The 14,112-nt window shown below is 73.1% G+C and carries 9 protein-coding genes and 1 pseudogene; 8 read left to right on the top strand and 2 right to left on the bottom strand.

All coding sequences use genetic code 11. The features are described 5' to 3' along the window. The first annotated feature begins 10 nt into the window (after positions 1 to 10). On the top strand, positions 11 to 1,792 hold the full coding sequence (locus tag MTO91_RS16160; RefSeq protein ID WP_476651723.1) for an acyl-CoA dehydrogenase: 1,782 nt from the start codon (positions 11 to 13) through the stop codon (positions 1,790 to 1,792). 6 nt (positions 1,793 to 1,798) lie between these two features. Here MTO91_RS16160 and MTO91_RS16155 read toward each other — a convergent pair whose 3' ends face one another. Continuing rightward, positions 1,799 to 2,827, bottom strand: coding sequence for an Lrp/AsnC family transcriptional regulator (locus MTO91_RS16155; RefSeq protein WP_476651722.1), 1,029 nt, complete (start codon positions 2,825 to 2,827; stop codon positions 1,799 to 1,801). A gap of 119 nt (positions 2,828 to 2,946) precedes the next feature. On the opposite strand from MTO91_RS16155, the pseudogene MTO91_RS16150 reads away from it, so the two are divergent. The 6 genes and pseudogenes from MTO91_RS16150 to MTO91_RS16125 all read left to right on the top strand — a co-directional run bounded on the left by MTO91_RS16150 (position 2,947) and on the right by MTO91_RS16125 (position 10,685). Beyond that, positions 2,947 to 5,080 (top strand): annotated as a pseudogene (locus tag MTO91_RS16150) (amidohydrolase). 203 nt (positions 5,081 to 5,283) lie between these two features. Next, complete coding sequence (locus tag MTO91_RS16145) at positions 5,284 to 6,648, top strand: dicarboxylate/amino acid:cation symporter (RefSeq protein ID WP_139282720.1); 1,365 nt, start codon at positions 5,284 to 5,286, stop codon at positions 6,646 to 6,648. A gap of 250 nt (positions 6,649 to 6,898) precedes the next feature. Next, entirely contained in the window at positions 6,899 to 8,047 is a 1,149-nt protein-coding gene (locus MTO91_RS16140) for a thiolase family protein (RefSeq protein WP_073574551.1), read from the top strand. Positions 8,048 to 8,081: 34 nt separating this feature from the next. After that, positions 8,082 to 8,843, top strand: a complete 762-nt coding sequence (locus MTO91_RS16135; protein WP_073574552.1) for a 3-hydroxyacyl-CoA dehydrogenase — start codon at positions 8,082 to 8,084, stop codon at positions 8,841 to 8,843. 28 nt (positions 8,844 to 8,871) lie between these two features. Continuing rightward, positions 8,872 to 10,023, top strand: a complete 1,152-nt coding sequence (locus MTO91_RS16130) for an acyl-CoA dehydrogenase family protein (RefSeq protein WP_073574553.1) — start codon at positions 8,872 to 8,874, stop codon at positions 10,021 to 10,023. Between the two features lie 32 nt (positions 10,024 to 10,055). Beyond that, complete coding sequence (locus tag MTO91_RS16125; protein WP_073574554.1) at positions 10,056 to 10,685, top strand: TetR/AcrR family transcriptional regulator; 630 nt, start codon at positions 10,056 to 10,058, stop codon at positions 10,683 to 10,685. Positions 10,686 to 10,691: 6 nt separating this feature from the next. Here MTO91_RS16125 and MTO91_RS16120 read toward each other — a convergent pair whose 3' ends face one another. Then, positions 10,692 to 12,041, bottom strand: coding sequence for a GGDEF domain-containing protein (locus tag MTO91_RS16120; protein WP_476651721.1), 1,350 nt, complete (start codon positions 12,039 to 12,041; stop codon positions 10,692 to 10,694). Between the two features lie 662 nt (positions 12,042 to 12,703). Between MTO91_RS16120 and MTO91_RS16115 the strand changes: the two genes are divergently transcribed. Continuing rightward, positions 12,704 to 14,086, top strand: coding sequence for a lysine N(6)-hydroxylase/L-ornithine N(5)-oxygenase family protein (locus MTO91_RS16115; RefSeq protein WP_208819121.1), 1,383 nt, complete (start codon positions 12,704 to 12,706; stop codon positions 14,084 to 14,086). Positions 14,087 to 14,112 lie beyond the last annotated feature (26 nt).

Genomic DNA, 14,112 nt, shown 5'->3' with positions numbered 1-14,112 from the left:
CGTGGGTGCCGTGCGAGCGCAGCTGATCTCCCGTGCCGACCTCGACTTCCTGCTCCACGACTGGCTGCGGGTGGTCGAGCTCTGCGACCGCGAGCGCTACGCCGAGCACGACCGCGACACCATCGACGCCGTCGTCGACCTCGCCGCACAGGTCGCGACCGAGCACTTCGCGCCGCACCGCAAGGTCTCCGACACCCGCGAGCCCGAGTTCGACGGCGAGCGCGTCACGCTCCCCGACGAGGTCCGCGCCGCGCTGAAGGTGCTGGGCGACACCGGGATCGTCGGCGCCGGGCTCGACGAGCGGGTCGGCGGGATGCAGCTGCCCGCCGTCGTCGTCCAGGCGTGTTTCGTGTGGCTGCACGCCGGCAACGTCGCCACCGCCGCCTACCCGATGCTCACCGTCGCCGCGGCCAACCTGCTGCTCACCCACGGCAGCTCCGAGCAGGTGCAGACCTGGGTGCGCCCGATGGTGGAGGGCCGCTACTTCGGCACGATGTGCCTGTCCGAGCCGCAGGCCGGGTCGTCGCTGGCCGACGTCACCACCCGGGCCGAGCCGCGCGACGACGGCACGCACCGGATCACCGGCACCAAGATGTGGATCTCCGGCGGCGAGCACGAGCTGGGGGAGAACATCGTCCACCTCGTGCTGGCGAAGATCCCCGGCGGACCGGCCGGGGTGAAGGGCATCTCGCTCTTCGTGGTGCCCCGGGTGCTGGAGAACGGCGAACGCAACGACATCGCCCTCGCCGGGCTCAACCACAAGATGGGCTACCGCGGCACCGTCAACACGGTGCTGAACTTCGGCGAGGGCCGCGCGACCCCGGGCGGGGAGGCGGGCGCCGTCGGCTACCTGGTGGGGGAGCCGCACACCGGTCTGGCCCAGATGTTCCACATGATGAACGAGGCCCGGGTCGGGGTCGGGGCGGGTGCCACCGCGCTCGGCTACGCCGGCTACCTGCTGGCCCTCGACCACGCCCGTACCCGCACCCAGGGCCGCCCGGCCGGGGCGAAGGACCCGGCGAGCCCGCAGGTGCCGATCGTCGCCCACACCGACGTGCGGCGGATGCTGCTCGCGAGCAAGTCCTACGTGGAGGGTGCGCTCGCGCTGAACCTGTACTGCGGGCGGCTCCTCGACGAGGAGCGCACGGCGGGGACCGACGCGGAACGCCGCCGGGCGCACCTGCTGCTGGAGGTGCTGACCCCGGTCGCGAAGAGCTGGCCGTCGCAGTGGTGCCTGCACGCCAACGACCTGGCCATCCAGATCCACGGCGGCTACGGCTACACCCGCGACCACGACGTCGAGCAGCTCTACCGCGACAACCGGCTCAACCCGATCCACGAGGGCACCCACGGCATCCAGGGCCTGGACCTGCTGGGCCGCAAGGTCGTGATGCAGGGCGGCGCCGGGCTGACGCTGCTGCGGGAGACGATCGGGCAGACCGTGGAGCGCGGACGCGCGGTCGGCGGGGAACTCGCCGCGCACGCCGACGCCGTCGCGGCGGCCGTGGACCGGGTCGTCGAGGTGACCGGGATCGTGCACGGCCAGGACGACCCGGCGCTGGCGGTCGCACACTCCACGGTCTACCTGGAGGCCGTCGGGCACGTCGTGCTCGCCTGGATCTGGCTGGAGCAGGCGCTCGCCGCCGAGGGTCGCGACGGCGACCTGTACGAGGGCAAGCGCGCCGCGGCCCGCTACTTCGTGCGCCACGAGCTGCCCCGCACCGGCCCGCAGCTGGACCTGCTCGCGTCGCTGGACCGGACCACGCTCGACGTCCGCGACGCCTGGCTCTGACCCTCCTCAGCCGGGGAACACCGGGACGCACGCCCCGGTGGCCCGGCCGTCGGGGTGCAGCAGCCACCCCATCCGCTTGCGGGTCCGCAGGATGACCGAGGTGTCCACGATCTGCGCCTGCGGCAGCGACCGCTCCAGCGCCGACTGCATCCCGACCAGCTCGCCCAGCGAGTGCGTCCACGCCGTGACCAGAAGGTTCTCCGGCCCGGTGAGCGACAGGCACAGCCGCACCCGCGGATCGGTCCGGACCCGGCGCACCGCGTGCTCGACCGCGGCGGTCGGCAGCCGGATCCACCACGTCACGCAGATCGGCCACCGGGTCAGCAGCTGTGCGACCTCGCAGCGGAACACCAGCGCCCGCGAGTGCACCAGCGCCGACAGCTGCCGGCGCACCGTCGACGCCGGCCGCCCGACCCGGTCCGCGAGCTCCGCGGCGCTCGCCCGGCCGTCGGCGCACAGCTCCCGCACCAGCGGCGCGAACACCGGCCCCCGCAGGTCGACACCCGCCGCCTGCGGTGTCGTGTCCGCCCGGCGCAGCGCGCGCACGGCCGCGACCTGCCGGGTGTCGAGCGCGTCGAGCCGCCACCGGCTGCCCTCCCGGTGCACCCGCGACGCCAGGTGCGTGCGCACCGACGCGACCCCGGCCACCCGTCCGATCCGGTCCAGCACCAGCCCCGACAGCTCCGTGAACGACGCCGCGTTCACCGTCAGTAGCAGGTCCCGGCCGCGGGCGGCGTACTCGATGGTCATCACCGACGGCTCGGAGTCCAGCGCCGCGACGACCCCGGCGAGCCGCCCCGGCGCGCAGTCCACCTCGACCAGCGCCACCTGCATGGCGTCCTCGCCGACCACCGGATAACAGCTGATCCACGCGTGCCCGGACCCCTGCAGGCGGGCCCAGCGCCGGGCCAGCGTCACCGGCGCCGCGTCGAGCACCGGGCCGAGCCCGGCCCAGCTCGCGCGCGGGTGCAGCTGCAGCGCGTGGACGAGCGCGAAGTCGTCCTCGGACAGCGGATGACGGTCGGTTCCGTCCACGGGGCCCCCGATCCGGATCGGATCCGTCGATGTTACGTGCCGTAACGCGCGGGCTCCGAGACTCGGGCAGGACCTCCGGCGGGCAGCGTGGCCCGCCGGTACGACCCGAGGGGACGCTTGTGGATCTTCGTGACGACGCCCGGTCGCTGCAGCCGGACCTGGTGCACCTGCGCCGGGAGCTGCACCGTGACCCCGAGGTCGGGCTGGCCCTGCCCCGGACCCGGGACCGGGTACTGGCCGCGGTGCAGGGGCTCCCGCTGGAGATCACCGAGGGGACGACGACGACGTCGGTCACCGCCGTCCTGCGCGGCACCGCCCCGGGCGCCGGCGCGGACGCCCCGGTGGTCCTGCTGCGCGGCGACATGGACGGTCTCCCGGTCGCCGAGGGCTCCGGCGAGGACTTCGCCGCGCGGACCGGCACCATGCACGCCTGCGGGCACGACCTGCACACCGCGGCGCTGGCCGGGGCCGCACGGCTGCTCAGCGCCCACCGCGACCACCTCGCCGGCGACGTCGTGTTCATGTTCCAGCCCGGCGAGGAGGGCTTCGACGGCGCGGGCCACATGCTCGCCGAGGGTGTCCTGACCGCCGCCGGACGGCGCGTCGACCACGCCTACGGCCTGCACGTGTTCGCCAACCGGATGCCCGCCGGGCTGGTCACGACCCGGCCCGGGGTGTTCCTGTCCGCCTCGCACGCGCTCGACGTCGTCGTGCACGGGGCGGGTGGTCACGGCTCCAACCCGCACACCGCCCGGGACCCGATCGCCGCCGCCGCGGAGATGATCACCGCCCTGCAGACGATGGTGACCCGCCGCTTCGACATGTTCGACCCGGTCGTGCTGACCGTCGGCGTCGTCGCCGCCGGCACCCGGCGCAACGTCATCCCCGACACGGCCCGCTTCGAGGCGACCGTGCGCAGCTTCTCCGACGCCCACGCCGCGACGCTGCCGGTGCTGGTCCGCGAGGTCTGCGACGGTGTCGCCGCCGCGCAGGTTCGACTGGAACGTCTACGCGACGTTCTCGGCGTTCTTCGCCCCGCAGTTCTTCGCGGGCGACGACACCGGCACCGCCCTGCTCAAGACGCTCGCGGTGTTCGCCGTCGGGTTCGTCGCCCGCCCGTTCGGCGGCTTCCTGTTCGGCTGGATCGCCGATCGCCGCGGCCGGAAGCTGTCGATGGCGCTGTGCGTGGCGACCGCCGCGGTGGGCAGCCTGGTGATCGGGCTCGTCCCGACCCACGCCGTCATCGGCATCGCCGCACCGGTCGTGCTGGTCCTGGCCCGGCTGGCGCAGGGCCTCGCGCACGGGGGCGAGCTGCCCGCCGCACAGACCTACCTCGCCGAGATGGCCCCGCCCGCACGGCGTGGGCTGTGGTCGAGCCTCATCTACTTCTCCGGCACCGCGGGCATCCTGGTCGGGACGGTGCTCGGAGCCGTCCTGTCGAGCGTGCTCACCCGCGAGGAGATGGCCGCCTACGGCTGGCGGGTGCCGTTCGTCCTGGGCGGGCTGTTCGGGCTGTACGCGCTGGTCATGCGGCTGCGGATGCGTGAGTCCGACACCTACGCACGGGAGGAGGAGGCCCGCGCCGCGACCCCCGGCCGCCCGTCGTTGTGGCGCCAGGTCCTGGCCCGCCCGAAGGCGCTGGCCCGGGTGGTGTTCCTGACCAGCGGCCTGACCGTCGTCTACTACGTCTGGTCGGTCGCGGCCCCGGCGTACGCCATCACCGCGCGCGGGGTGGACCCGGCGGCGGCGCTGTGGGCCGGCGCCGGTGCGCTGGCGGTGTTCATGGTGCTGCTGCCGCTGTGGGGCGCCGCCTCGGACCGGTTCGGCCGCCGCCGCACCCTGCTCGTGCCCGGCGCGGTGCTCGTCCTGGCGCTGTTCCCGCTCGACGCGATGATCCACGACGGGCCGACGCTGTTCGTCGCGATGACCGTCGCGCTCGCGCTGATCGGGGCGGGCTGCGCCGTCGGGCCCGCCCTCTACGCCGAGATGTTCCCGACCGGGGTGCGCGCCGCCGGGCTCGGCGTGACGTACTCGATCGCGGTCGCGTTGTTCGGCGGGACCGCCCCCTACCTGCAGACGCTGTTCGCCGAGATCGGCAGGCCCGGCCTGTTCCTCGGCTACGCGATCGTGCTGCTGCTGGTGTCCGGGCTGACGGTGTACCTGCTGCCCGAGACCCGGGGGATCGACCTCGCGACCGCGGGCCGCGACGGGGCCGAGCCGGCCGCGCACGCGACCACCCCACCGGTGCGGTAACGGCCCAGGACGGAGGTACGGGTCACGCTGCGTGCCTCCGTCCTGCGGGAAGAACGCGGCGAACGGGTGCGTTGCTCGCTCCTGTGCGGGGGACGGGTGTGTGGCTGGTGTGCCGGCGGGTGATCGACCTGTGCCGCCGTCCGGCCACGGGCTGTCGGCGCTGACCGCCGACCACACCCGTACCGCACCTCCTGGGGGAACCCGTGTCACTCGTCGTCCGTGCCGCACGCGCCTGGCAGCGCCCGCGCGTGTTCGCACTGCTCACCGTCGCCGGGCTCGTGCTCGGCGCACTGCTCGGGCTGACCGCCCGGGTCACCGCGTCCGCGGGTCTCGCGACCACGCTGGACACCGTCGGCGGACTGTTCACCGGCCTGCTGCAGTTCACGGTCGCGCCGCTGGTGTTCCTCGCGATCGTCGTCGGCATCGTCAGCCTGCGTGACCTCGGCGGCGGCCGCACCGCGGCCCGGCTCGGCGGGCGCACCGTCGCCTGGTTCGCCGGGACCTCCCTGGTCGCGGTACTGATCGGCATCACGATCGGATTGATCGGGCGGCCCGGTGAGGGCGTCACGATCGCCGCCGACCCGGCCGACGTCGAGGCCGTGGGCGCGCGGACCGCGGGGTCGTGGGAGGCACTGCTGTCGAACCTGGTGCCGGACAACCCGGTCGCCGCGTTCGCCGACGACAACGTGCTCCAGGTCGTCGTCGCCGCGCTGCTCGTCGGCGCCGCCGCCTACGCGCTGGGGGAGAAGGCCGAGCCGTTCGTCGCGTTCTCCCGCTCGGCGTTCGAGATCGTCCTGACGGTCATCCGCTGGATCGTCGTGCTCGCCCCGATCGGCGTGCTCGGCCTGATCGGCACCGCGTTCGCCACCTACGGCAGCGGCGTCGTCTCCTCGCTCGCCGGGCTGATCGGCACCGTCTACCTCGGTTGCGCGATCGTCCTGTTCGGTGTCTATCCGCTGCTGCTGAAGGTCGTGGCCGGGATCGGGCCGCGCCGTTTCTTCGGCACCACCTGGCCGGTGCTGCAGTTCGCCTTCGTCTCCCGCTCGTCCGGCGCCGCCCTGCCGATGTCCCGGCAGGCCGCGATCGACCTCGGCGTAAACCGCAACTACGCCGGGTTCGCCGTCCCGCTGGCCACGACCACCAAGATGGACGGCTGCGCCGCCGTCTACCCGGCGCTCGCGACGATCTTCGTCGCGCACATCTCCGGGGTGCAGCTCGCGGTGTGGCAGTACCTGGTGATCGTCGCCGTCGCGGTGTTCGGGGCGCTGGCCACGGCCGGGACGACCGGCTGGTTCACCATGCTGACCCTGACCCTCGCCGCGGTCGGGATGCCGCCCGCGGTGATCGCGGCCGGGATCGCGGTCGTGATCGGCATCGACCCGATCCTCGACATGATGCGCACCGCCACCAACGTCGCCGGGCAGATCACCGTGCCGACGCTCGTCGCGGCGCAGGAGGGGATCCTCGGGCGCGACGCCGCCGATCCCGCCGACGCCACCACGGCCACCGAGGCCACCGCCTCCGTCGAGGGTGCGACGGCCGGCCGGGTGTCGGCCACCTCCGCCTGACCCCGGTCGCGCACCGGCCCGCCGCGCCCGTACCGCGGCGCCGGTCCGGGATCGATCAGTACCTCGGCGCCGCCCCGGCGGCGCCGAGGTGCCGATGGACAGTGGCGCGCCGGTCGAGGGAGCTCCGCGGTCGGCGTGACCCGGGTCGCACCGCCCCGTGGCAGTCAACACTGACTGTTTCCTGCTACCGTCGTGGCGAGCCGACGGCCCCGTCCCGGGCGCCGTCCACCGTCGCGAAGGAGCGAACACCGTGCGAGACGCAGTCATCGTCGAGGCTGTACGCAGCCCGGTCGGCAAGCGCAAGGGCGGCCTCGCCGGCATCCACCCCACCGACCTGTCGGCCCACGTGCTGCGCAGCCTGGTGGAGCGGTCCGGCGTCGACCCGGCGCAGATCGAGGACGTGATCTGGGGCTGCGTGTCCCAGAGCGGCGAGCAGACCTTCGACATCGGCCGCAACGCCGCGCTGGCCGCAGGGTTCCCCGAGACCGTCACCGGCGTGACCGTCGACCGCCAGTGCGGGTCCAGCCAGCAGTCCGTGCACTTCGCCGCGGCCGGTCTGATCGCCGGGCACTACGACGTGGCCGTCGCCGGTGGCGTCGAGTCCATGACCCGGGTCCCGATGGGCTCCTCGCGCCAGGACCAGGACCCGCTGGGCAACGACTTCGCCGAGCGCTACGGCGTCGCGCCGAACCAGGGTGTCGGCGCCGAGATGATCGCCGAGAAGTGGGGCTTCTCGCGTCAGCGTCTCGACGAGTTCGCCCTGCAGTCGCACGAGCGCGCCGCCGCCGCGCAGGACGACGGCCGGTTCGACGGCCAGATCGCCCCGATCGCCGGCGTCACCGCCGACGAGGGTGTCCGCCGCGGCGGCACCCCGGAGGGTCTCGCCCAGCTCAAGACGGTGTTCAAGGACGCCGACCAGGGCGGCGTCATCCACGCCGGCAACTCCTCGCAGATCTCCGACGGCTCGGCCGCGCTGCTCATGACCACCTCCGAGAAGGCCCGCGAGCTGGGCCTGACCCCGATCGCCCGGGTGCACACCGCGGTGCTGGCCGGGGCCGACCCGGTGATCATGCTGACCGCGCCGATCCCGGCGACCGAGAAGGCGCTGAAGCGCTCCGGCCTGTCGCTGGACGAGATCGGCGCCTTCGAGGTCAACGAGGCCTTCGCCCCGGTGCCGCTGGCCTGGCTGGCCGACATCGCCGACGACGACGGCGACGTCGCCGCCCTGCTCAACCCGAACGGCGGCGCGATCGCGCTCGGCCACCCGCTCGGCGGCTCCGGCGCCCGGATCATGACCACCCTGGTGCACCACATGCGGGACAACGGCATCCGCTACGGCCTGCAGACCATGTGCGAGGGCGGCGGCCAGGCCAACGCCACCATCCTCGAGCTCCTCTGACACCCACTCCCCACCCGGAAGGAACAGACAGAACATGGACATCAACGGTTCCGTCGCCGTCGTCACCGGCGGTGCGTCCGGCCTGGGCCTCGCCACCACGGAGAAGTTCGTGGAGCTCGGCGCCAAGGTGCTGATCATCGACCTGCCGTCGTCGCAGGGTGAGGCCGTCGCGGACAAGCTGGGGGAGAACGTCCGCTTCGTCGCCGCCGACGTCACGGACGAGCAGCAGGTGACCGCCGCCCTCGACGCCGCCGAAGAGCTCGGTGCGGTCCGCGTCGCGGTCAACTGCGCCGGCATCGGCAACGGCATCAAGACCTACGGCAAGAAGGGCCCGTTCCCGCTGGACGGGTTCACCAAGGTCGTCACCGTCAACCTGATCGGCACGTTCAACGTGATCCGGCTCGCCGCCGAGCGGATCGCGAAGTCCGAGCCGGTCGACGGCGACCGCGGCGTCATCATCAACACCGCCTCGGTCGCGGCGTTCGAGGGGCAGATCGGGCAGGCCGCGTACTCGGCGTCCAAGGGCGGCATCGTCGGCATGACCCTGCCGATCGCCCGCGACCTGGCCGACCTCGGCATCCGGGTCTGCACCATCGCCCCGGGCCTGTTCGAGACCCCGCTGCTGGCCGGGCTGCCCGAGGACGTCAAGACCTCGCTGGGCAAGCAGGTGCCGCACCCGTCGCGGCTGGGGCAGCCCGCGGAGTACGGCAAGCTCGCCGCCCACATCGTGGAGAACCCCATGCTGAACGGCGAGACGATCCGTCTCGACGGCGCCATCCGGATGCAGCCCCGCTAGTCACGACCACCCGAGGGGAGGGGGCGCCGTGAAGCGCACGCTCTACGAGTCCGACCACGAGGACTTCCGGGAGGCGTTCCGCGCCTTCGTCGAGAAGGAGATCGTCCCGCACGAGGCGCAGTGGGAACGTGACGGCGCCGTCGCGCGGGAGTTGTTCACCACCGCCGGTGCGAACGGCTTCCTGGGCATCGACGCGCCCGAGGAGTTCGGCGGCGGCGGGGTCCAGGACTTCCGTTTCAACGCCGTCATCAGCGAGGAGCTGCTGCGGGTCGGCGCCGCCGGGTCCGGCCTCGGCCTGACCCTGCACAACGACATCGTGCTGCCCTACCTGCTCACCTACTGCACCGACGAGCAGAAGCAGCGCTGGCTGCCGGGCGTCGTCAGCGGCGAGACGATCCTCGCCATCGCCATGACCGAACCGGGCATCGGCTCGGACCTGGCGTCGATGTCGACGACCGCGATCCGCGACGGCGACCACTACGTCGTCAACGGCGCGAAGACCTTCATCACCAACGGGATCAACGCCGACCTGATCGTCGTCGCGGTCAAGACCGACCCGTCGCAGAAGCACAAGGGCATGAGTCTGCTCGTGCTCGAGCGCGGGATGGAGGGCTTCGAGCGGGGCCGCAACCTCGACAAGCTCGGGATGCACGCCCAGGACACCGCGGAGCTGTCCTTCACCGATGTGAAGGTCCCGGTGGAGAACCTCCTCGGGACCGAGGAGGGGAAGGGCTTCGTCCAGCTGGTCGAGAAGCTGCCCCAGGAGCGGCTGTCGATCGCGATCGCCGGTGCGGCGGCGGCCCGGGCGGTGCTCGACGGGACCCTCGCCTACGTCAAGGAGCGCAAGGCCTTCGGCTCGCCGGTGGGCTCGTTCCAGAACTCGAAGTTCGCCCTGGCCGAGATGGACACCGAGATCGACCTCGCCGAGCACTACGTCGACGACTGCGTCCGCGCGCTCAACGCGGGCGAGCTCACCGCCGTCGACGCGTCGAAGGCGAAGTACTGGTGCACCGAGCTGCAGGGCCGGGTCGCCGACCGCTGCCTGCAGCTGCACGGCGGCTACGGCTACATGAGCGAGTACCCGGTCTCCAAGGCCTACGCCGACGCCCGCATCACCCGGATCTACGGCGGCACCACCGAGATCATGAAGGAGGTGATCGGCCGGGGTCTGGGACTCTGAGCCGATGCCCGACAGGCGATCATGACCACATCATGAACACCGAACCCACTCCGGTGGTCAGGAGCCGGGCGCAGCGGTCCTCGGACAGCCGCGCCCGGATCCTGGACGCCGCCGTCGCCTGCCTCATCGACGGCGGCTACTCCGGATCCACGACCCTGACCATCCAGTCGGCCGCCGACGTCTCGCGCGGCCGGCTGCTGCACCACTTCCCCAGCCGGGACCGACTGCTGGTCGCGGCGGCGCAGCACCTCGCGGTCAAACGCGTCGCCGACACCGAGGAACGCGTGCGACGGGTGCTCGACGCCGACCAGGTCGGCCTGTTCGAACGCGCCGACCGGGTCATCGAGCTGCTGTGGGAGAGCTTCTCCGAGCCGCACTTCTGGGCGGCGGTGGAGCTGTGGACCGCGGCCCGGTCCAACTCCGAGATCGCCGAGGCGCTGCGTCCCGAGGAGAAGCGGCTCGGTGCGGCGATCCGCGCGTCGATGGCCCGCATGTTCGGCGGCGAGCTGGCGGGCCGCCCGCGGTTCAAGCAGCTGCGCGACCTGCTGCTCACCTCCATGCGGGGGACCGCGCTGACCTACACCTTCGACCCGCGCGACCCCGCGGGTGACGCGATGCTGCCCCAGTGGAAGGACCTGGCGCGGGTGCTGCTGGGGCCGTGACCCGGCTCAGGTGCCGAAGCTCAGCCCGAACGGCGGCGTCGCGCCCTCGGCGGCGACCGGCGGTGCGGGGCGCCGGACCGCCACCCGGTCGCGGCCCGCGTGCTTGGCCTCGTAGAGCGCGGCGTCCGCGGCGGCCAGCAGGCCGTCGAGGTCCGTGCCGTGGTCGGGCGTCGTCGCGACCCCGACCGACACCGACAGCCCGGTGACCAGCCCGGCTGTCGCGGTGTCGACCTGCAGCGCACGCACGCCCCGCCGGATCCGCTCGGCGACCTCGCGGGCGCGGGCGGCCGGGGTGTCGTCGGTGCGCATCCCGCCGAGCGCGACCACGAACTCCTCGCCGCCGAACCGGCCGGCCAGGTCCTGGTCGCGGACCTCGGCGGTGAGGACGTCGGCGACGGCCTGGAGCACGTCGTCGCCCGCCAGGTGGCCGTACCGGTCGTTGACCGCCTTGAAGTGGTCGAGGTCGAGGATCAGCACCGCGGCGGCCCGGTCGGTACGCGTGTCGCGCTCCAGCATCTGCCGGCTGCGCCAGCGCCACGCCGCCGGGTTGAGCAGCCCGGTCTTGGCGTCGGTGTCGACCTGCGCCTCCAGCTGGCGCACCAGGGTGGTCTGCTCGACGACGAGCAGCGGCAGCACCGCGAGCAACGCGAACCAGGGGGAGGTGTTGGCGAGCACGACCGCGACCAGCCCGCCGATCGACAGCGTCGCCAGCTCCAGGCCGATGTCGCCGCCCAGCAGGATCGCGAGGAACCGCGAGCCCGGTGCGGTCAGCCGCAGCACCGACACGACCAGGAGCGTGTTCACCGTCGTGTAGGCGACCAGCGCGCCCAGCACCAGCGCCGCGTTCTGCGGGGTCGCCAGCGCCCCGGCCCGGCCGTCGACCAGCGCGAGCAGCCCCGCGACGGCGTGCACGGCGAGCAGCACCGTGGCCGCGCTGTAGACCTGGCGGTGCGGCGGCGTGCCGCTCGGGCGGGCCACCCGCAGGTAGAGGTGCAGGTAGATGACGACGACGACGACCGTCGCGAGTCCCGGCGGCAGCAGCAGCGCGGCCGCGAAGGTCCACACGGAGGTCATGTTGATGTAGCGGGTCGCGGCGATCCGGCGCCGCAGGCGCTCGGCGTTGACCGACAGCTCGGTGTGCGCCGCGGCCACCAGCACCAGCAGCCCGCAGAGCAGCACCTCGGTCCGTCCCGGCAGGCCCCCGGTGAGCAGTCCCGCGACGACCGCGGCCACCGCGGCGGCCTCCACGACCAGGACCAGCAGCAGCGGGCGCAGCGGCAGGCCGAGCAGCGACCGGGCGTCCGGCGCACGACGGCGGCGCTCAGCCGGGCGCGGTGCCACCGGGCCAGAGGTCACGTCGCCTGCCTGTTCGTCTGCTGCGTCAGGGGATGGACCGAGGCTACCCGCGGGTAAGGCAAGCCTTTGCCGTTCGTCCCCCGGTGGCCGGAATCCGCGCCGAACGGCCCGGAACCGACGGCGAACGCCTCAGGTCCACGTTAAATCGTGACGGAGCGTTGTCCGTCGCTTACTCTGGCCATGTCATCACTCGATCGTGGAGCACGCCGTGCGTCCTCACGTGCGGAGCGCAACGGCGTCCGTTCCGGGACGGGGAGAAGCACTCCGGTCGAGGGGGGATCGCTCGTGCGCAACTGGGACTGGTGAACCGTCATCGGCGCCGCGCGGGACACGACCGTCCCGCGCGGCGCCGCCGTTCCGCGCCGTCGCGCGGCCGGGGTCGCCACCGGCCGGCGCGCCCACGCCCCGGGTGGCAGGGGAGGCCCTCTCATCAGATCTGATGACGCGCGGACGGGGCGTGCGACACCCTCGTGCGGCGGTACGTGCACCGTGACGCCGTGTGCTCCCAATGGGTGACACCTGTGTCACGTCAGAGCGCTGACCAGTGCGGACGGCCCCTCGCGGCCGGGCCTCGGCGATCACCCCCTAGGCGGGACATCCACCTTCGTGTTGCAGTTAGCCTCGCCTTATCTGAGGCGTGCCGAAGCAACGAAAGGACCGTGATGGCGAACCCCGCGAACGCGAACCCCCACTCCACCCCGGAGGTACTCGACGTGGTGGGGGTCGGGTTCGGGCCGTCGAACCTCGGCATCGCCATCGCCCTGCTCGAGCACAACGCGACGGTCCCGGCCGACGCGCGGGTGAGCGCCCGCTTCGTCGAGCGCCAGGAGCGGTTCGGGTGGCACCGCGGGATGCTGCTCGAGGACGCCACCATGCAGGTCTCGCACCTCAAGGACCTGGTCACGCTGCGGAACCCGACCAGCGGCTTCTCCTTCCTGTCCTACCTCCACGACCGGGACCGGCTCGCCGACTTCATCAACTACGGCTCGTCGTTCCCGACCCGCCGCGAGTTCCACGACTACCTGGAGTGGGCCGCGGCACGGCTGGGGGAGATCAGCGCGGCCGCCGGGTCGGCGGTGACGGTCGACTACGGCAGCGAGGTCGTCGAGATCGAGCCGGTCCGCGGCGGGAACGGCGTGGAGCTCGTCGACGTCGTCGTCCGCACCGGGGACCGGGTGGAGCGCCTGCGCGCCCGCAACGTCGTCCTGGCCTGCGGGCTCACCCCCGTCCTGCCGCGCGGGATCACCGTGGGCGGCCGCGTCTGGCACAACCGCGACCTGCTGTTCCGCACCCGCGAGCTCGCCGGGACCGAGCCGACCCGCTTCGCCGTCGTCGGCGCCGGGCAGAGCGCCGCCGAGACCGTCGAGCACCTGCACCGCACCTTCCCGACCGCCGAGGTGCACGCGGTGTTCGCCCGGTACGGCTACAGCCCCGCCGACGACACCTCCTTCGCCAACCGGATCTTCGACCCGGCCGCCGTCGACGACTTCTACACCGCGCCGGACGAGGTCAAGGACCGCATCCTCGGCTACCACGCGAACACCAACTACTCCGTGGTCGACCCGGAGCTCATCGAGGGCCTCTACCGCACCCACTACCACGAGCGGGTCGCCGGGACCGAGCGCCTGCGCTTCCGCAACGTGTCCCGGGTGGCCGACGTGGTCGACGTCGGGGACCGGGTGGAGCTGGCCGTCGAGTCGCTGATCGACGGCTCGCGCGAGGTCATCACCGCCGACGCCGTCGTCTACGCGACCGGCTACCGCCCCGCCGACCCGCTGTGGCTGCTGTCCGGCGGCCTCGACGAGGCCTGCGCCCGCGACGCCCGCGGCCGGCTCGACGTGCACCGCGACTACCGGCTCGGCACCACGGCACTGGCCGACGGCACCGCGGTGCGGGCCGGCTTCTACCTGCAGGGACCGACCGAGCACACGCACGGCATCACCTCGACCCTGCTGTCCAACATCGCGGTCCGGTCCGGTGAGGTCGTCGCCTCGCTGACCGGCGCCCCCGTGCCGTCGACGGCGCCGACGCCCGTCGTCGTCTGAGCGCTGCCCCGTCCGTTCCGCCGGTC

This window comes from Pseudonocardia sp. 2-7, assembly GCF_056341085.1.
This window is presented reverse-complemented; position numbering and strand designations above follow the sequence as displayed.